The following is an 18,709-nucleotide window of genomic DNA, read 5'->3' as shown; positions in this document are numbered from 1 at the left end:
TTTATTTTCTAGGAATACACATTATGATTGTAAATTTAGCTGAATAATAAATTTAATGTTCGAAATATTCAGTTCATAAGAAGTGAGGGAGGGAAGTACATTGCAAAATCAAATAGGTAAATTTGGGCGTATACTTCTCGCTGGAGGAATATTATTTACGCAAGTTGGTGTGCTAGATTACTCTGCAACGAAAGTTTATGCGGTTACAAACGACGAGCAAGGACGTTTTATCGTTCATATGGATAAAGAAGAAATAAAAGTTGATGAAAATGTAGTATTAAAGATTACAAATACAAATAAACAAGATGCTAATATCGAGCTGAAATTATCTAATGAACAGCTGTTCAATGAAGCAGAAACGAAAAAAATGAACGAAAACAATAAAGCGATTCAAAACATTTCAGTAACAGAAGATCACATTGTAAAAATTGAAAAGAATGAACAAAGTAATTTTATCGGTGACGTATATGTAGTCATTCAAATGAAAAAAGCTGGAGAGTACAAATTTGAACCGATAGTGAAGTTTGAAGGGAATGAAAAGAAAATTGAATCTCCTTCTCTACATGTTGTAGAGAAAAAAGAGGCTTTAAATGTAGCCATTTCTGATGAAAATCCAAAGGCTTCAGAGGAAGTTATGAGAAAAGAAATAAGTGAAAAAGTGAAAGTATCGGAAGAAAATAAAAAACAAGAAATAAATTCTACTAATGCTGAAGTTCCAAAAGAAACGAAGACTTTAGCGAAAGAAAAGGTTAATGAAGAACTCGTACCAAAGGAAAATGAATTAAAAGAGAGCAATAGGATAAACGAAAATAATCAGGAATTACCTGCTATTCAAGCTGAGAAGGTATTAAAGAGCCAATCTCTACTAGCTGCTAGTCCTGTTACAAGTATTCTTAAATATCCAAATGTAAAGGTAATAAATAATAGAACAGGTGAAGGGCCTTCGATCTCGGGTAAATATGCTTTTAGATTTGTTTGGAGCCCACAAGTAACATATGAGGTAAAGGGTAGTAGCAATGACAGAACTGGTCAAAGTCAATATACATTTAGAAATTCAAATAGAGAACAGTACGTATTAGTAAAAAAAGCTGGTGAATATCAAGGGAAATGGATTGATGTCCGTATTAATATTCACTCTATGACAGCTTCATCTGTAGATGTTAAAACACCAATAACTAAAGGTGATGCAAAAAACTTTTTACAATTATATGGGAACGGAAGGTCAGGACAAACTTATAATGCTTCCTTTGAATTTTATGAACACGGAACAAGTAAAAAAGTACCATTAACGGCAATGTGGAATTTCAAAAGGATAAATAGTTATAAAAATGTAACGTTACGTAATGATGGTAGTCATTTAACGAATTTATACGTGTATGATACGAGTTCAATTAGGTATCAAGACAAAGGGAATAATAAAATCGAGTTTTCTGGCACAGCAGGTCCAGTAGCTACTCCAGAAGCAGATATGACAATTACATTTGATAATTTAACAGAATTACCGCTAGAAGTTAGATTAAATGCTTCAGGTGTTAATGTATCATACGACCAATTAGCGATTGCACAAATTGAAATTCCAGCTCCAAGTGTAATAGGAGATATTGTGGAAGATAATTCCCGTCAACTTTCTTATAAGGTATATCAAAATATGCCTGCTCAATCGAAAGAGATTCACTATGCGAAATCTTTTGTATTAGAAAGTGAAGTGAATAAGGATTTTACTGTGAATGATGTTTCCATTCAAGATGTGGAGAGTGGAGATGATGTAAGTAGCTTCTTTGATATTAGCAGGACAAACAATAAAGTCACTGCGGTTGCGAAAGTAAATGCGCTAAAAACAGAAGAATTCAACGGGAAAATTTATGAAATGACAATTACAGGTTCTCCTGTAAAAGGTGCTAATGTAATGAAATATTACAAAGATGGTTATCTTGAAATACCGGTGTCAGCTAAAAATTATTTAGATGGCGATAAGAATGGACAAGATAGTAATCGAGATGGAATCGCAAAAATAAGGTATAAAGGTATTCCAACTGGGAAACCAGTCCCACAAAAAGTAGTGCAAGGAACAGATTTAACAAAAATGGATATTTCTAAATTTGTGACAGATTTATCTGTAGATACAAATTTGGATGTAGATAAACCAATATCAGTAGTGAAGTTAATCAATATTCCAGATACCAAAACAATAGGGAATCATACTGTAACGGTTGTAATTGAAACGAAGCAAGGTGTACAAGCGGAGATTCAAGTGCCGGTTACTGTCGTTGATGGGACTTTAAAGTTAGTAGACGTACCAAAAGAAATTACATTTGGAGATTTAACAATTCCATCGAAAACAACGACATACGCACCGAAGACGATTTCAAATCCTTTAAAGGTAACCGATGATCGTGTTAAAAAGCAAAAATGGAGTGTATATGTAAAGGAAATCACACCATTAACTTCAGCACAAAATGACACATTGACAGGAGCATTGATTTACAAACGAAATGGAAAGGATACACCTTTAAGTACTTCTAGTATAGAAGCATTCTCGTATACTTCTAAAAACGACGAGGAGGTTTCACTAAATTGGAAGGAAAACGAAGGAATTCATTTACAAGTAAAACCAGGGCCGAATGTCAAAGCAAATACTAAATATGCTGGACAGCTAGAATGGACATTAACCGATGCTCCTCTCTAAAAATATATGAAATATATAAATTTTAGAAAGGAGAGAGTAATGAAAAAAATAGTTGGTATTATCGTTTCCACAGTTATATGTGTGCCGTTTCTTATGGCAAATGTAGTAACGGCTACAAGTACGAATTCAAAAGCGGGTATTACATTTTCGAATAGCTATACACCAAATACATCAACTGATCCGACAAAGATAAATATAAAAAAAGAGACAGTTGATAAAAATAAAAATGGAGATAAATATTTACCGAAAACAGGAGGCCAGACACGGGACTTCAAACAATATATAGGATTGTTTTCGATTGTTTTATCTCTATATGTATTCAAAAGAATTAGGGGGAAGCAAGTGTATTCAAAATAAAAAATAGATGAAAACAGAGAAAAGGGGAAGGTACATATGAAACTAGCAAAATTAGCATTAATCGGTGCAGTATCATTAACATCAGTTGCAGCAGTAGGAACTTCAGCATTTGCGGAAGAGAAAGCAAATATGAAATCAAAAACAGATGTAACGTTTATTGAAGATACAAGCACAACAGATCCAAACAATCCAGAAAATCCAAATGAAAAAGTTACACCAGAGAACCCTGGTGACCATGAAATAGGAACAAAAGGTCCATTAAGTATTAACTACGTTTCTAACTTACACTTCGGCGAGCAAGTTATCTCTGGTAATGATCAAACGTACTTTGCAAAATTGGATAAAGTGAAACAAGGGAGCAAAACAGTTGAAGTACCTAACTTCGTATCTGTAACAGATAACCGTGGTACAAATGCAGGATGGAAATTGAAAGTAAAGCAAAATGCACAATTTAAAAGTGGTAATAGTGAGTTAACAAATGCAGCTTTAAGCTTAAGTAACCCAGCTGTAAATTCTGTAACTGATGCACAATATGCACCTACAACATTTAAAAATAAAGTAACGCTAGCTCCAGGTGGAGATGCGGTGGAAATTACTACTGCCGCAAAGAATAAAGGTATGGGTGATTGGACGACTGCATTCGGTAAAGGAACAGAACAAGGTAAAAAGAGTGTGAGCTTATTCGTACCAGGTACGACAGCGAAAGAAAAAGGTGCGAAATATTCAGCTGAGTTAACTTGGACTTTAGAAGATACACCAAACTAAGCTTATACAAGATTGAAAATTAAGAATGACTGAATTTTAAAAATGATCATAAAGGGGTATAAAACTATGAAATTAGCAAAAATAGCATTAATTGGAGCGGTAACATTATCATCAGTATCAGTAGGAACGTCTGCATTTGCAGCTGAGAAAGATGGCGGGAAATTAGACTCAAAAGCATTCATTAAATTCGAGAAAAATACAGATAAAATTGATGTTGTTAATCCAGAGAATCCAGATGAAACTGTAGATCCAGTTGATCCGGATAAAAAAGGTACAGATGGTCCACTAAGTATTGATTATGTATCTAACTTCAACTTTAAAACACAAAAAGCATCAGGGAATAACGAAATCTACTTTGCAGAATTAGATAAAGTAAAGAAAAAAGTAGACGGTTCTGTAATTGACGTGCCGAACTACGTTCAAGTAACAGATAATCGTGGTACAAATGCTGGATGGCATTTAACAGTAAAACAAAATGGTCAATTCAAAACTGCAGATGATAAAGCGTTGGATGGCGCGGCATTAACATTAAAAAATTCAGCTTTGAAATCAAATGCAGGTAGCGACGCACCAACAGCAGAACAATCTATCACATTAAATCCAAGTGGTGCAGCATCTGATTTAATCGATGCAAAAGAAAACCAAGGTATGGGTACATGGGTAAATACGTTTGGTAAAGATGCAACAGAAGCGAAACAAAGCGTAGAGTTATCTGTACCAGGTAAAACGAAAAAAGAACAAACACAATACACAACTTCACTAACTTGGGAACTAACAGACGCTCCTATGTAAGTAAGAGGAATTTTAAGATAAAAGAGGAAAATGAGAAGAGATAAGGGAATGGCTTTAACCTTGTCTCTTTCTTGTCTATAAAATGGATATGAAGGGGATTACATAAGAGATGGTAAAAAAACTATTTACTAGCTTACTATTAATTACATTCTTCATGGTAAACGCTTTTTCAGTATATGCAGCTGAAATGAAATTCGCTGTGACAGCAGTTATACCAGAAAATCAAATTGATAAAAATCAAACGTATTTTGATTTGAAAATGCAACCTGGACAAAAGCAAACAATTCAAGTCCAAATGAAAAATGATACGAATAAAGAAGTTGTGGTAGAATCGTTTGCTAATACAGCAATTACGAATAGCAATGGTATTACAGATTATAGTACAGTAGAACCAAAAACGGATTCTACTTTGAAATATCCGTTTTCTAAAATTGCTAAAATGCCAAAAGAAACGAAAGTCCCAGCTAACAGCATAGTGACAGTTGATATAAACCTAGAAATGCCAAATGAGTCGTTTGATGGTGTTATTTTAGGTGGTTTATACTTTAAAGAAAAAGAAGATGAGAATGCAAAGAAAAAAGATGAAGGTGTGCAAATTGAAAATAAATATGCATACGCAATTGGTGTTGTTTTAAAAGAAACAGATGCTGAAGTAAAACCAGACATGAAATTAAACGAAGTAAAGCCAACACAAATTAACGGGCGTAACGTTGTTACTACAAATTTACAAAACGTAAAGCCAGCAATGTTAAAAAATTTAAGTGTTGATGCAAAGGTATATAAAGAAAAAGGTACAGACATTTTATTTGAAGCGAAAAAAGAAAAGTTAAGAATGGCGCCAAACTCAAACTTTGATTACGCTATTAGCTGGGAAAACAAAGCATTTGATCCAGGAACGTACCGAGTAGAAGTGAAAGCCACTGATGGCGATCAAAAATGGGAATGGACGAAGAAATTTACAATTGAAGGAAAGACAGCTGATAAGTTAAATGATACAGCAGTAGAAGCGAAAAAAGACTACACACTATATTACATTATCGGCGGAGTACTACTGTTAATTATATTATTAGTTCTTGTATTCTTCTTAGGTAGACGTTCTAAAAAAGAGGACGATAACGAAAAATAATATATTGATAGTGTAAAAAGAAATTAATGGATGTTTTACTACGAAAAATATATAATGGCTTTGTCTGTTATTTGTTGTAGTTCATTTATATTTCTATTTGTTGACCCGAATCTCGGGTCTTTTTTTATGAAATGAATTGCTATATGTTAGTAATTAGAAAAACAGAATATACAGCACTTGCAGTATGAATATAAAGAGCGGTTGTATCCTCTCACAAAAATAGGTTTCCAGCTGTAATACTGGTAGCACCAGTAAAGTCGGTGCTACCAGTAGGTTCATTTTTCGGCACAACGAAAGCATTTACGTAGGTACATGTGCTTTCTCATTTATCTATTTTTTTGTGGTCGGTTGTATTGTGTATATAAATTAAAAAAATGATAGTGTTAGAGCCACCATTTCTCCTGCGGAAGCAAAATAACATCCACATCAAAATTCTCTTTAAACCAATCATACATCAATGTCTCTTTCACTAAATATTCAGAGGCAGAGTGTGATACCCCAATTAGAGACATATTCGTTTCTTTTACATAATCCATAATGAGAGAGTATTTATGTCGGCCGTAATCATTGTCGATATGGCAATGGATTTCTCCTGTAATATATGCTTCAGCACCTTTTTCTTCTGCTTCCTTCATTAAAGATACAACATCGCCACATCCAGCGATAATTGCGATTTTTTTGATGGAATCATGTCGTTTACCTTCGAAGTCTGTGTAAGGAATCTGGAAGAGTTGTTTTAGATGTTTTTGGAGTGCTTCTGTTGATGTTTCATCTATTTCACAAATAAGGCCAATTGGTTCTTGTTCTGGACCTCCATATGCAAAGTCGTCCACTACAGTAGCGTTTAATGCTTTTGCAATTGAAATACTCGTTCCATGTGTTTGATGAAAATCCATTGGTACGTGACATGTATATATAGAAAGTTGTTTTTCTTTTATTCCTTGCAAATATTTTTCAGGAATTGGTATGAAACCGCGGCCTGATCTTCCAATTGGATCACCGCACTCCATTACAAGGGGATGGTGCATAAAGAGTAAATCACCGGGTGTGGATTGTGAAATGAATGTTTCAAGAACGTCATCTGTAGGGAATACAGCTAAAAATACTTTGTTTACATTTTCAGATCCGTGCATCATAAGGCCGTTAAATAAATCTACAAAATTTGCTTCGAAAAATTGTTGCCAAGGAAATTTGATAGGATCATATACGGCTGGGATAAATCGACTAAAGGCGCTATCTTTTCCGTATTTTTCAATTTGAAATAAGTGATCGAGTGATTGCTCTATTTTTTTTAAGGCTGGCATGTTTAAAAATCCTCCTTAAGATGATTCTTGCTTTATGAGTTGTTTATATTCTTCGTAGCAAAATAAGAAGCGGATAGGAAACAAATAAAACCTAGAATCCAGCTAATAGAAGGAGAATAGGGAAGTACATGCTGTAATAGCATTCCGCTAGAAATGAAGAAAATACTAAATAGACCTAATAACATAGGATAGCGTTGTAGTTTGAACACAGATAGTAAACATCCTTTCTCCTGCATGAACTACTCATAAAAGCTCGATTGCTGAAACTTTATCACATATATTGTATATTAGTCTTAATTTTCTGTATATAACTTTTAAGAAAAATGGTGATACAATATATGAATGATAAGAGAAGAGAGGATGAAGATTAACATATGTACGTTACTGTAACAGAAGCAGCATATAAAAAGATTATGGATACGATTCCAAGTGAAGCGAAATATATAAAGTTATTTTACGATAATGAGGGTTGCGGTTGTGTTATGAGCGGAATCATCGATTTAGTAGCTGTAGCAGAGAAAGATGAGCGCGATGTGGATATTGAATCAAGCACAATGAATTTTATCGCTGATCGTACAAAGCTTGTATTTATGGACGATAAGTTAACGGTTGATTGGCATGAAGGTGGAGGAACTTTTCAGTTGAAGAGCCCAAGCCAGTTTTATAATCCAAATATGAAATTACACGTTCGAGTATAGTAAAGGAAATGTGAGTCCAAAATGTATTTTGGACTCACATTTTTTTATTTTATAAGTCGCTATTATTGTCGATATATTGAAAAAATCGCTGATATAAATGGAGTTGCGCCGATATATTCAGAAAATCGCCGATATAATTTCATTTACCAAAACGTCCCAATAGTAAAAAGGTTTTTTCACATAATGAAATGTACATGTGATTGAATTTTCTGTATAATCTTATTTGCGGAGGGGATACGCATGAGAAGATGGGGAATTGAGTTATTAATTTTAAGTGTTGTTATTATTTGGGGGATTAACTATACGATTGCAAAGTATGGATTTTTAGAATTTACAGCAATTGAATTTACTGCACTTCGTATGATGGCGGCGGCACCGCTCCTGTTACTTCTTACCTTTTTTATTGAAAAGTCGGTTTATATGAAGCGAAAGGATATACCTAGATTAATCATTGTTAGCGTTGTAGGTATTGTACTGTATCAAACGTTATTTATGGAAACTGTCAAATATACATCCGCTACAAATGCCTCTTTACTCATTTCTATTTCACCTATTTTTACAACTGTATTTGCGATTTTTCTGAAACAAGAAAATTTTTCTTCTCGAAAGTTAATCGGTTCTATGATTGCTTTTGTTGGTGCAGCATTAGTTTTAGTAGCAGGACATTCACTTACTAGTTCTTTTTATGGCAATGGAATTGGACTTATTACATCAATATGCTGGGGGCTTTATCCTGTTTTAGCAGGACCATTAATTAAAAAATATTCAGCATTACGTGTTACAGCATGGTCTGCATTAGTGGGTGCGATTCCGCTATTATTGTTAAGTGGTCCGCATGTGTTTGTCATGCCATTTCACATTACTCACGGAATGACACAATTTGCTTTACTATATTCTATTTTCTTTGTCACAGTATTTGGTCTAGTAATGTGGTATGTTGGTGTTCAAAAAATTGGGGCGTCACATACGATGGTATATATGTATATAACGCCGCTTGTAGCTGTTTTATTTGCAGCTGTCTGGGCAAATGAATATGTATCGTTTCAACAGATCATCGGTGGAATTATCATTTTTGTCGGTCTATGGTTTGTGAAATCGGAGAAAGTAAAAGTTCATTCTATTGCAGGGGAACCTATATCAAAATAGGAAAACAGATCACCTATGATCTGCTTTCCTATTTTTTTATTTTTGGTAAGAAGATGAGAAATAAGATAGCAGTAATAAGTGGGATTAAGTTTAAAAATGGAATACGGAAGAGTGTAATAAGAATAATACCTGGAAGAAGAACACCGAGGACAGCGTAAAAAATGCTATGGTTTTTCGTGTACCAATACAATGAAAGTCCGATAAGTGCAGGGATAATGAGGTGAATGAGAGCCATTAAAAAATAAATCATTAGACGCCCCCTTTATTTGTGTGCTTATTACATCATATCCGTATGTTCATAGATTGATATCATTTTTTTCATAAATGGACGAAAAAAGTTTGAAAAACCGTCACAAAATATGAGAATATAATGTTTGAAATCTTGTATAATATTATTTTCTAAAAACATTTAAACAACATAAACATACTGTTTATGTTGTTTTTAATTTGAGTGAAATGGATGTAAAGAATATGAATTTGAAAGAAATTTTTTGTCGGATAGATAAGAACGAATGAAGAGAGGTACAGCATGATTAGTATGTCACTAAGATCATTTAAAATCCAATCGTATTATATACTAGGTATTTTGTTACTAGGTTGGATGTTAACACCGTTTTCAGCACACTTTTTAGGCGCTGGAATTGGGCTTATTGTAAGTATGTATTGCGTTTGGCTTTTAGGGAGAAGAATTGAGAAGCTTGGAGATAGTATTGTAAAGAAGACGAAAGCACCGACACTCGGTATGTTTAACCGTTTTGCAGCTGCCATTTTGGGTGCTATTATTATGTACGAAATTGAGCACCACATGGTTATGTGGGCATTTGCAGTAGGGATTATGGGTGGTTATTTCTTAATCGTTGTGAATTTAGGATACTATAGCATGAAAGATGAGAAAGAACTAACAAAGAGCTAAAAGAGATAAAAAGATAAAAGACTTCTTTTTAGATGGAATAGATGATCCAGCCACGAATAGAAGCGGTCAGGGCCTTTTTTAACCCCATACGATGTGAAACCCGAGAGATGTAGCGAGTAGGGATATAATGTATATATTCGAAGCTGTAATTTTATAATCTAGGTCACAGATGAAGAGATTAGCATTTCACTTTATATAAGATATAGAAAGAAGCTTACGTTTTCACGTAAGCTTCTTTTTTATGTAAGTGTGTGTAACCGTTAAGCCGCATTGGGTTTTGTCGGTGAGTACGCGAAACTTTACGGTTACACGACACTTATTCATATGAGTAAAGGGTTATTCCAACAGAAAGTTTTAATTTAAGCGATTGGACCGCCTAAGTTAATAATATCTTCAGAAACGCTTTCGAACTTTTTGAAGTTCTCTTTGAATTCATTTGCAAGCTCGATTGCTTTTGCTTTGTAAGCAGCTTTATCAGCCCAAGTTTGTTCAGGCATTAACACTTCGTCAGGTACACCTGGTACGTGAAGTGGAACTTCAAGACCGAAGATGTCATGTTTAGCTGTTTCAGTTTTTGCAAGTTCGCCGCTTAATGCTGCTTGAATCATTGCACGAGTATAACCCAAGTTCATACGTTTACCAACTCCGTACTCGCCGCCAGTCCAGCCAGTGTTTACTAGGAATACTTTCGCATCGTGTTTCTCGATTTTTTCACCAAGCATTTCAGCGTAGCGAGATGCATCAAGTGGTAAGAATGGTGAACCGAAGCAAGTTGAGAATGTAGCTTGCGGAGATGTAACGCCGCGCTCTGTTCCTGCTAGTTTACTAGTGTAACCACTTAAGAAATGATACATAGCTTGCTCTTTTGATAACTTACTGATTGGAGGCAATACGCCAGATGCATCAGCAGTTAAGAAAATAATTGTATTTGGGTGTCCAGCAACACTTGGCAGTACGATATTGTCGATCGCATGCATAGGGTATGCAGCACGAGTATTTTCTGTTAAAGTAGTATCGTTGTAGTCGGCGATACGCGTTTGGTCATTAATGATAACGTTTTCTAAAACAGATCCAAATTTGATTGCATCGAAAATTTGTGGTTCTTTCTCGTGAGAAAGGTTTACACATTTTGCATAGCAACCGCCTTCAATATTGAATACACCGTTATCAGACCAACCGTGCTCATCATCACCGATTAATTTACGGTTTGGATCAGCAGATAATGTTGTTTTACCTGTTCCAGATAAACCGAAGAATAGTGCTACGTCGCCTTCTTCACCTACGTTTGCAGAGCAATGCATAGAAAGGATATCTTGTTCAGGTAATAAGAAGTTCATAATAGAGAAGATTGATTTTTTCATTTCTCCAGCGTATTCTGTACCACCAATTAGTACGATACGTTTTTCGAATGAAACCATAATGAATGCCTCAGAGTTTGTACCGTCAACAGCTGGATCAGCTTTGAAATTCGGTGCAGAAACAATTGTGAACTCTGATTCATGAGTTGTTAATTCTTCTTCAGTTGGACGAATGAATAATTGATGTACAAATAAATTGTGCCATGCATATTCGTTAATAACTTGAATTGGTAGGCGGTAATTGCGGTCAGCGCCTGCAAATCCTTTGAAGACGAATAACTCTTCTTTTTCTTTTAAGTATTCTAAAACTTTAGTATATAATTTATTAAAATGTTCTTCAGAAATCGGTTGGTTCACAGCTCCCCAAGCAATTTTGTCAGCAACCGATGCTTCTTTCACAATAAATTTATCTTTAGGAGAACGTCCTGTATATTTTCCAGTTGAAGCAGAAACGGCACCAGTCGAAGTTAATTTCCCTTCATTTCGCATTAATACTTTTTCCACTAATTGCGGAACACTTAGTTGAATCTGTGCATTGCTTCCGTTCAATAATTCGTGTAAACCAATTTGGACATTCACAGTACTCATATTTATATACCATCCTTTTCATTTAATGAAATATTTCTCGTAATCCCCAACAAGAGTATAACACAATTATATAAATAATGTATACTATTTATTTCTTTTTGTTTGTGTGAATGCATTATTTCCCTATTAATATTTCATTTCAGGCGTATTGAGAAAAACTTTCAGGAAAATGTGAATATTAATTGACAAATGAATATCATTTCTTTAGTATAGGTTGGGACGGATACTCTCTTATCCCGAGCTGGCGGAGGGACAGGCCCGATGAAGCCCAGCAACCTCACTTGTATTGATAAATGCAGGTGAATAGGTGCTAAAACCTGTGCGAGGCTACAGGTCTCGAACGATAAGAGCGAAGGGCAAAAAGCAGTATGCAAGTAGCAAATTAAACCTTTCCTCTATGTAAAGTAGGAAAGGTTTTTCTGTATGCTTGTGTGGGAGAATAAATGTATGTCGCAGTTTGTGGCAAATTAAGGATGAGTTCCGTACAATATATACAATTACTGTAGGGAGGTTTACCACATGACAAAAAAACGTCATCTGTTCACATCTGAGTCTGTAACTGAAGGACATCCAGATAAAATTTGTGACCAAATTTCTGATTCAATTTTAGATGCGATCTTATCAAAAGACGCAAATGCACGTGTAGCTTGTGAAACAACTGTAACAACTGGTTTAGTATTGGTAGCGGGGGAAATTACGACTTCTACTTACGTAGATATTCCAAAAATCGTTCGTGAAACAATTCAAGGCATTGGTTACACACGCGCAAAATACGGATTCGATGCAGAAACTTGTGCTGTTTTAACATCTATCGATGAGCAGTCTGCTGACATCGCTATGGGTGTTGACCAAGCGCTAGAAGCACGCGAAGGTCAAATGACTGACGCTGAGATTGAGGCAATTGGTGCAGGAGACCAAGGTTTAATGTTTGGTTTCGCATGTAATGAAACACAAGAGTTAATGCCACTTCCAATCTCGCTTGCTCACAAATTAGCTCGCCGTTTAACTGAAGTACGTAAAGATGATACATTATCATACTTACGTCCAGATGGAAAAACGCAAGTTACAGTTGAGTATGATGAAAATGGTAAACCAGTACGTGTTGATACTATCGTAATTTCTACACAACATCACCCAGATGTTACATGGGAAGAAATCGATCGCGACTTAAAAGAGCACGTAATTAAAGCTGTAGTACCAGCAGAATTAATGGATGGAGAAACGAAATTCTTCATTAATCCAACTGGCCGCTTCGTAATTGGTGGACCACAAGGTGATGCTGGTTTAACAGGACGTAAAATCATCGTTGATACTTACGGTGGATACGCTCGCCACGGTGGCGGTGCATTCTCTGGTAAAGATGCAACAAAAGTTGACCGTTCTGCAGCATATGCAGCTCGTTATGTTGCGAAAAACATCGTAGCAGCTGGTCTTGCTGACAAAGCAGAAGTACAACTTGCATACGCAATCGGTGTAGCACAACCAGTATCAATTTCAGTTGATACATTCGGCACAGGTAAAGTATCTGAAGACGTACTAGTAGAACTAGTTCGTAACAACTTCGATCTTCGCCCAGCTGGTATTATTAAAATGCTAGACTTACGTCGCCCAATTTACAAACAAACAGCAGCTTACGGCCACTTCGGACGTACTGATGTAGATCTTTCATGGGAACGTACAGACAAAGCTGCAGCTTTAAAAGAGCAAGCTGGTCTATAATATATGAAAAAAAGCTTTGCGCGGTGAGCGCAAAGCTTTTTTTATTTCGTTTTACTTACAATTTGAATGCATGATTTGCAATATACTTCGCCTTCTAGCTCAATATACTTTTTCGTATTAGTCATGCCTTTTCATACGTTTGTATTTCCTTTTTACATGATTTACAAAGGGTGGGTTTCTTCTGGAACATATGCAATCAACCTTTCATTTGACGTGCTTTACCTGCGCAAAAGGCACTGCTTAGTAAAAATAGTGTCGCGAATATAATGCTTACTAATGTAGCGTATGGAATTGCACCTTTTAAGGAAAAGCCGACAGTGATTGAAGCGATGAATAAGAGGATGAATGTTGTTGTTAATTTTTTATAAAGTTCCATACTATGTAGACCTCCAATTTATTTTTTAGTACAAGTTTTAAAATTGAATTCTATTATGTAGAAAATATAAAGAGTAGCTAAAGATGTGTAGTCTAGGAGTATAAGAAAGTGCACTTTCCTTTTTGTGGGTTAGTATACTTATATTGTATCATGGCGCATGATTGGCTTCATACATAATTGTGTAAAGATATGTATGATAAAATGAAGAAAAGTCTTTAAGAAAGGAAAGATAAAAAATGAGTGTAACTGAACATAAAAAACAAGCTCCAAAAGAAGTGCGTTGCAAGATTGTTACGATTTCCGATACACGTACGGAAGAAACGGATAAGAGCGGACAACTATTACATGAATTGTTAAAAGAAGCGGGCCATACAGTAACCTCTTATGAAATTGTAAAAGATGATAAAGAAAGTATTCAGCAAGCAGTGTTAGCTGGTTATCATAGGGAAGATGTAGATGTTGTATTAACAAATGGTGGTACTGGTATTACGAAGCGTGATGTAACAATCGAAGCAGTGTCAGCTCTATTAGATAAAGAGATTGTCGGGTTTGGTGAGCTGTTCCGCATGATTAGTTATTTAGAAGATATCGGAAGCAGCGCAATGTTAAGTAGAGCAATTGGCGGTACAATTGGACGCAAAGTAGTTTTCTCGATGCCAGGGTCGAGCGGAGCGGTTCGTCTTGCGATGAATAAATTAATTTTACCGGAATTAGGCCATATTACATTTGAGCTGCATCGCCAATGAGTAAGTGGGCTGGAATTGTATTAGCGGGCGGTATGTCGAGTAGATTTGGTGAGCCAAAAGCGTTAGCGAGCTGGCAAGATAGTACTTTTATTGAGCATATTTTGAAAGAGATGACGAGTGTGCTCCAAGAAGTTGTAGTCATCAGTCATTCTGATATAAAAGAGCGAGTAGAGCAATTCGTACAAGTTCCTGTTATAGAAGATATTCCGCACTATAAAGGAAATGGGCCGCTTGCCGGCATTGTATCAGGAATGGAATACATAGAAGCAGATTGGTATGCTATTATGCCTTGCGATGCGCCAAATGTTTCGCATGAATGGTTTACCATTTTACTGGAGCAAACGAGCAATGAATATGATGCGGTTGTACCTATTATTAATGGAAGAAAACAGCCGCTACTTGCAGCGTATCATAACCGCGTGAAAGAAAAGATTTATGCTTTACTTCAGGAAGCAAAAAGAAGTATGGGGCAGCTTTTATCACAATGTAATGTGAAGTATGTTTCTGGAGAAGATGTACAAGTGAATGCGGGTTGGTTTATAAATGTAAATACGAAAGAAGAATATGTGCAGGCTCAAAAAGACCTTTCAAATGAATGAAAGGTTTTTTTGATATACAGAATTGGGGAACAATTGCTGTATAAAGGTATGTGAGTAAGTTGATTTTAAGGGGAATTCTTAAAATCATTATACAGCAAAAACACTGTATAACCATATATTAATTTTTATGGGTTTTTATTACAAGTCTGTTTAGTTATGTTTATTTTTGCTATAATGAATATGGAAATAAATGATATTTCACCTTATGTATCATTCATTCAACTAAAATTTACAAGTGTGTAATAAACTCCCTTCGTTTTTTGAAGGGAGTTTTTCTGTTCAAGCAAGTAACTCTGATGCGGTATGCTGAATGACTTCTTCATACTGGTTAAGTAAGCCGCGAAAGATCTCATCCCAGCTTTTTGATTTCGCAAAAGATGAAGCTGCTATTCCCATTTGCTCAAGTTTTTCTTCATTTTGCAATAAAGAATAAATGGATGATAGAAATGCATCCACATTTTTAGGGGGACAAAGAATTCCCGTTTTTCCATCTGTAATAATATTTTTAACCCCGCCACTATTTGCACCAATAACAGGTGTACCGCATGCGAGTGATTCAAGTACGACATTTCCGAATGTTTCAGTAGCTGATGGAAATACCATTATGTTAGAACAAGCATATGCTTCAGCTAAATCCCCGCCTTGTAAATAGCCAGTAAAAGTGACATTTGTTTGCGGAACAGCTTCACGCAAATTTGTTGCTAGAGGGCCGTCTCCTGCGATGAGCCAATGAATGTCGTTTCGAGTATGCGATGTTTTAACGATAAGGTTTTGCAACGTATCAATATCTTTTTCAGGAGCAATTCGTCCTACATAGGAAAGAACATACTTCGCTGTAATATTATATTTTTTTCGGAATAGGTCTGTATTGTAAGCTGGATGAAAGAGTGTGCAATCTACACCACGTCCCCAAATGGAGAGGGCCTGAAAGCCTTTATTTTTTAATTGATGTAATGTTTCAGGGGAGGGAACGAAATTTTTTTGCATATGACTATGAAACCATTTTAAATAGTTCCAAAGCATATTGGAGAGAAATTCAATTTTGTAATAGCGTAAATACGCATCGAAATCAGTATGATAAGAACCGACAACTGGGATGTTTAATTTTTTTGCGTAATACAGTCCACAAAGTCCCATGTTGAAAGGTGTGGCAATGTGAATAATGTCAGGTTTAAAGGAATGAAGTTCCCGTTTAATACGCGGAGTAGGAAAAGAAAAGCGACATTCTGGATATAATATTGTTAACGGGATACTTCTCATCTTGTTCACATTAGCCACGAAATTATCTTCAGCTGTATGTTGAGGGGCGAAAACAGAATAGGCGATCTGTTCTTTCTGAAAGTAACTTGTTAATCGTTCTAACGTTTTCGTAACCCCGTTAACTTGTGGCGTAAAAGTATCGGTAAAAATGGCGACTCTCATCATATCACTCCTTTATGTGAAAAGTGGGATGAATTGATAAAAAGAGATGATGCCAGAGCAAGTGCCAAGGCACATGCCGACGAATACATCTGACGGATAGTGAAGCCCTAAATAAATACGAGAAATACCGACGCATAATGCTAACGGTAATAGGAAAGCAAGTAAGCTTGGATTATAGCAAATAAATGGAATGAAGACAGAGAAAACGGCTGTTGTATGACCAGACGGGAAAGAGTGGTCTTTTAATGGATGGACTGGATATTTCGCATCCTGAATTGTTAAATACGGACGTTTTCGTGGATACCACCTTTTTAATATTTGTACAGGAATATGGCTAATTGCTAAAGAAATAGCAGCAGCGATTGCCGCTTGGTGTAAAGTCCCTTTTGCAAAAATTAAAAAGAAAAGTGTAAGTGCAATGGAGAAAGTAGCACCACCGATATGGGTAATATTGCTGAAAAAGATATTTAATGTTTTTTGATCAAAGTAGCGATTAATTCCTTTAAAAATGTAACATTCTATTTTATATAATCCACTGACCTTCATGAAAATTCTCCTCCCTCGTTTACATATATATGGAGATATTAGCTTTTATTTTAATAAGATTTTGTTGAGGGAGTAATAATGTTTTGTAAAGAAAAAGTTAGTTTTTATATAAAAAAAGCTGCCAGTATTATGGCAGCAGTAAAATCATTTTTGTAGTGATTTATAATATTGACCTTTTTCAACATACTGCGTACGAATACGCTCCATATCTTTACGGTCTTCTTCTGTTAATTCACGAATGACTTTTGCGGGGCGACCGAAAGCTAACGTGTTTGGTGGAATTTTCTTTCCTTGTGAAACGAGGCTTCCAGCGCCGATAAAAGCTCCTTCGCCAATTTCAGCACCATCTAATATAATGGATCCCATTCCAATTAAAGCATCCTTTTTAATATGACAGCTATGTAAAATAACTTGATGTCCAACTGTAACATCATCTTCTAAAATAAGAGGATACTGAGGGCTTTGGTGGAGGGTACATTGGTCTTGTACATTTACTCGGTCTCCAATGATTGTTGGTGACACATCACCACGGATTACCGTATTAAACCAAATACTTGATTCCTCTCCAACGGAAACATCGCCTGTAATCGTAACATAGTCAGCGATAAAAGCACTACTCGCAATTTTCGGATTTTTTTCTTTGTAAGGATATATCATGTAAAGTCTTCCTTTCCTAGAGACTAGTTTTAGTGTATCAAATTATGAGAAAGAGTGAAATGGAGGAGGTCCGTATGTGGAATTATGAAGCAGAGGAAGCGAAAGCTGTCATTGTTATTGTGCACGGCGCAATGGAATATCACGGACGTTACGAAGCCGTTGCGGAAATGTGGAATCATATCGGCTACCACGTCGTGATGGGGGACCTTCCGTCACATGGAACGACTTCAAGAAATAGAGGACATATTGATTCATTTGATGAATACATAGAGGAAGTTAAATTATGGGTGAAAGAAGCAAGAAAGTATAGATTACCTATTTTTCTATTCGGTCATAGTATGGGTGGTCTTATTGTCATTCGTATGATGCAAGAAACGAAGAGAGAAGATGTCGAGGGTATTATTTTGAGTTCGCCTTGTTTAGGGGTAGTGACTGGACCCTCTGCTCCGCTTCAATTTGCTTCAAAAATATTAAATGTTGTGGCTCCAAAATTGCAATTTGCAACGAATCTTACGGTGGAAATGTCAACACGTAACCATGAAGTGAGAGATGCAATGGAGAATGATTCTTTGTTCTTGCGCAAAGTATCAGTACGTTGGTATAGTGAATTGATTAAGTCTATCGAAATTGCTCATAAAAAAATAGATGATTTTCCAGATGTTCCGCTCTTGCTAATGCAAGCTTGTGAGGATAAACTTGTAGATAAAACACGTGTCCGCACTTGGTTTGATAATGTTAAAATAAGTGATAAGGCTTTTAAAGAATGGCCGAATTGTTATCACGAGTTATTAAATGAGTATGAGCGTGATGAAATTTTGAGTTATATTCAGTCATTTACTGAAATGCATGTCAATAATATAGTAAAAACAAACAAATAAATCATTATTTGTACATTTAATAGAGGAGATGAA

Annotated in this window: 19 protein-coding genes and 1 riboswitch; of the genes, 12 read left to right on the top strand and 7 right to left on the bottom strand. The window is 35.7% G+C overall.

Annotation, left to right across the window (positions count from 1 at the left end; genetic code table 11):
• The first annotated feature begins 100 nt into the window (after positions 1 to 100).
• The 5 genes from AC3EMB_RS23515 to AC3EMB_RS23495 all read left to right on the top strand — a co-directional run bounded on the left by AC3EMB_RS23515 (position 101) and on the right by AC3EMB_RS23495 (position 5,726).
• Positions 101 to 2,686 carry a WxL domain-containing protein gene (locus AC3EMB_RS23515; RefSeq protein ID WP_488517296.1) on the top strand — a complete coding sequence of 862 codons (2,586 nt, stop codon included), beginning with the start codon at positions 101 to 103 and terminating at the stop codon, positions 2,684 to 2,686.
• Between the two features lie 39 nt (positions 2,687 to 2,725).
• Positions 2,726 to 3,043 carry an EF2685/EF0750 family sortase-dependent surface protein gene (locus AC3EMB_RS23510; RefSeq protein WP_366988034.1) on the top strand — a complete coding sequence of 106 codons (318 nt, stop codon included), beginning with the start codon at positions 2,726 to 2,728 and terminating at the stop codon, positions 3,041 to 3,043.
• A gap of 36 nt (positions 3,044 to 3,079) precedes the next feature.
• Entirely contained in the window at positions 3,080 to 3,808 is a 729-nt protein-coding gene (locus AC3EMB_RS23505) for a WxL domain-containing protein (RefSeq protein WP_000761531.1), read from the top strand.
• Between the two features lie 66 nt (positions 3,809 to 3,874).
• On the top strand, positions 3,875 to 4,600 hold the full coding sequence (locus AC3EMB_RS23500) for a WxL domain-containing protein (protein ID WP_000761506.1): 726 nt from the start codon (positions 3,875 to 3,877) through the stop codon (positions 4,598 to 4,600).
• 109 nt (positions 4,601 to 4,709) lie between these two features.
• A complete protein-coding gene (locus AC3EMB_RS23495; protein WP_446025855.1) occupies positions 4,710 to 5,726 on the top strand; it encodes a WxLIP family cell surface protein in 1,017 nt (338 codons plus the stop codon).
• Between the two features lie 383 nt (positions 5,727 to 6,109).
• Here the strand turns inward: AC3EMB_RS23495 and AC3EMB_RS23490 are convergent, their stop codons facing one another.
• Positions 6,110 to 7,030, bottom strand: a complete 921-nt coding sequence (locus AC3EMB_RS23490; RefSeq protein ID WP_095690110.1) for a Nif3-like dinuclear metal center hexameric protein — start codon at positions 7,028 to 7,030, stop codon at positions 6,110 to 6,112.
• Positions 7,031 to 7,404: 374 nt separating this feature from the next.
• On the opposite strand from AC3EMB_RS23490, the gene AC3EMB_RS23485 reads away from it, so the two are divergent.
• Together AC3EMB_RS23485 and AC3EMB_RS23480 are read left to right on the top strand one after the other, a co-directional pair.
• Positions 7,405 to 7,728 carry an iron-sulfur cluster biosynthesis family protein gene (locus AC3EMB_RS23485; RefSeq protein WP_000289570.1) on the top strand — a complete coding sequence of 108 codons (324 nt, stop codon included), beginning with the start codon at positions 7,405 to 7,407 and terminating at the stop codon, positions 7,726 to 7,728.
• A 240-nt stretch (positions 7,729 to 7,968) separates the two neighbouring features.
• A complete protein-coding gene (locus AC3EMB_RS23480; protein ID WP_095690111.1) occupies positions 7,969 to 8,874 on the top strand; it encodes a DMT family transporter in 906 nt (301 codons plus the stop codon).
• A 28-nt stretch (positions 8,875 to 8,902) separates the two neighbouring features.
• On the opposite strand, the gene AC3EMB_RS23475 is transcribed toward AC3EMB_RS23480, so the two are convergent.
• Positions 8,903 to 9,124 (bottom strand): hypothetical protein, encoded by a 222-nt coding sequence (locus AC3EMB_RS23475; RefSeq protein ID WP_000639042.1) that lies wholly within the window; start codon positions 9,122 to 9,124, stop codon positions 8,903 to 8,905.
• Between the two features lie 279 nt (positions 9,125 to 9,403).
• On the opposite strand from AC3EMB_RS23475, the gene AC3EMB_RS23470 reads away from it, so the two are divergent.
• Positions 9,404 to 9,787 carry an ATP synthase subunit I gene (locus AC3EMB_RS23470; protein ID WP_000624926.1) on the top strand — a complete coding sequence of 128 codons (384 nt, stop codon included), beginning with the start codon at positions 9,404 to 9,406 and terminating at the stop codon, positions 9,785 to 9,787.
• Positions 9,788 to 10,146: 359 nt separating this feature from the next.
• On the opposite strand, the gene pckA is transcribed toward AC3EMB_RS23470, so the two are convergent.
• A complete protein-coding gene (pckA, locus tag AC3EMB_RS23465; RefSeq protein WP_053563510.1) occupies positions 10,147 to 11,733 on the bottom strand; it encodes a phosphoenolpyruvate carboxykinase (ATP) in 1,587 nt (528 codons plus the stop codon).
• Between the two features lie 228 nt (positions 11,734 to 11,961).
• A riboswitch (SAM riboswitch) is annotated at positions 11,962 to 12,083 on the top strand.
• A gap of 169 nt (positions 12,084 to 12,252) precedes the next feature.
• On the opposite strand from pckA, the gene metK reads away from it, so the two are divergent.
• A complete protein-coding gene (gene metK, locus AC3EMB_RS23460; RefSeq protein WP_000163117.1) occupies positions 12,253 to 13,452 on the top strand; it encodes a methionine adenosyltransferase in 1,200 nt (399 codons plus the stop codon).
• 196 nt (positions 13,453 to 13,648) lie between these two features.
• Here the strand turns inward: metK and AC3EMB_RS23455 are convergent, their stop codons facing one another.
• Positions 13,649 to 13,828, bottom strand: coding sequence for a hypothetical protein (locus AC3EMB_RS23455; RefSeq protein ID WP_000424797.1), 180 nt, complete (start codon positions 13,826 to 13,828; stop codon positions 13,649 to 13,651).
• 236 nt (positions 13,829 to 14,064) lie between these two features.
• Between AC3EMB_RS23455 and AC3EMB_RS23450 the strand changes: the two genes are divergently transcribed.
• Both AC3EMB_RS23450 and AC3EMB_RS23445 read left to right on the top strand, forming a co-directional pair.
• On the top strand, positions 14,065 to 14,574 hold the full coding sequence (locus AC3EMB_RS23450; RefSeq protein ID WP_000117133.1) for a MogA/MoaB family molybdenum cofactor biosynthesis protein: 510 nt from the start codon (positions 14,065 to 14,067) through the stop codon (positions 14,572 to 14,574).
• Positions 14,571 to 15,173 carry a molybdenum cofactor guanylyltransferase gene (locus AC3EMB_RS23445; RefSeq protein WP_366987889.1) on the top strand — a complete coding sequence of 201 codons (603 nt, stop codon included), beginning with the start codon at positions 14,571 to 14,573 and terminating at the stop codon, positions 15,171 to 15,173. The genes AC3EMB_RS23450 and AC3EMB_RS23445 overlap by 4 nt, the downstream gene beginning before the upstream one ends.
• Before the next feature lie 279 nt (positions 15,174 to 15,452).
• On the opposite strand, the gene AC3EMB_RS23440 is transcribed toward AC3EMB_RS23445, so the two are convergent.
• The 3 genes from AC3EMB_RS23440 to AC3EMB_RS23430 all read right to left on the bottom strand — a co-directional run bounded on the left by AC3EMB_RS23440 (position 15,453) and on the right by AC3EMB_RS23430 (position 17,798).
• Positions 15,453 to 16,595 carry a glycosyltransferase family 4 protein gene (locus AC3EMB_RS23440; RefSeq protein WP_095690114.1) on the bottom strand — a complete coding sequence of 381 codons (1,143 nt, stop codon included), beginning with the start codon at positions 16,593 to 16,595 and terminating at the stop codon, positions 15,453 to 15,455.
• 12 nt (positions 16,596 to 16,607) lie between these two features.
• Positions 16,608 to 17,141, bottom strand: coding sequence for a phosphatase PAP2 family protein (locus AC3EMB_RS23435; RefSeq protein WP_000868578.1), 534 nt, complete (start codon positions 17,139 to 17,141; stop codon positions 16,608 to 16,610).
• Between the two features lie 144 nt (positions 17,142 to 17,285).
• The gene (locus tag AC3EMB_RS23430) at positions 17,286 to 17,798 is read right to left on the bottom strand and encodes a gamma carbonic anhydrase (protein ID WP_000640208.1); all 513 of its coding nucleotides are present in this window, start codon (positions 17,796 to 17,798) and stop codon (positions 17,286 to 17,288) included.
• Between the two features lie 74 nt (positions 17,799 to 17,872).
• On the opposite strand from AC3EMB_RS23430, the gene AC3EMB_RS23425 reads away from it, so the two are divergent.
• Positions 17,873 to 18,676, top strand: a complete 804-nt coding sequence (locus AC3EMB_RS23425) for an alpha/beta hydrolase (RefSeq protein ID WP_000267421.1) — start codon at positions 17,873 to 17,875, stop codon at positions 18,674 to 18,676.
• The last annotated feature ends 33 nt before the right edge of the window (positions 18,677 to 18,709 follow it).

It is taken from the genome of Bacillus sp. LQ16 (genome assembly GCF_057784645.1).
Note: the sequence above shows the minus strand (reverse complement) of the source record. Positions and strands in the feature narration are given on the sequence as shown.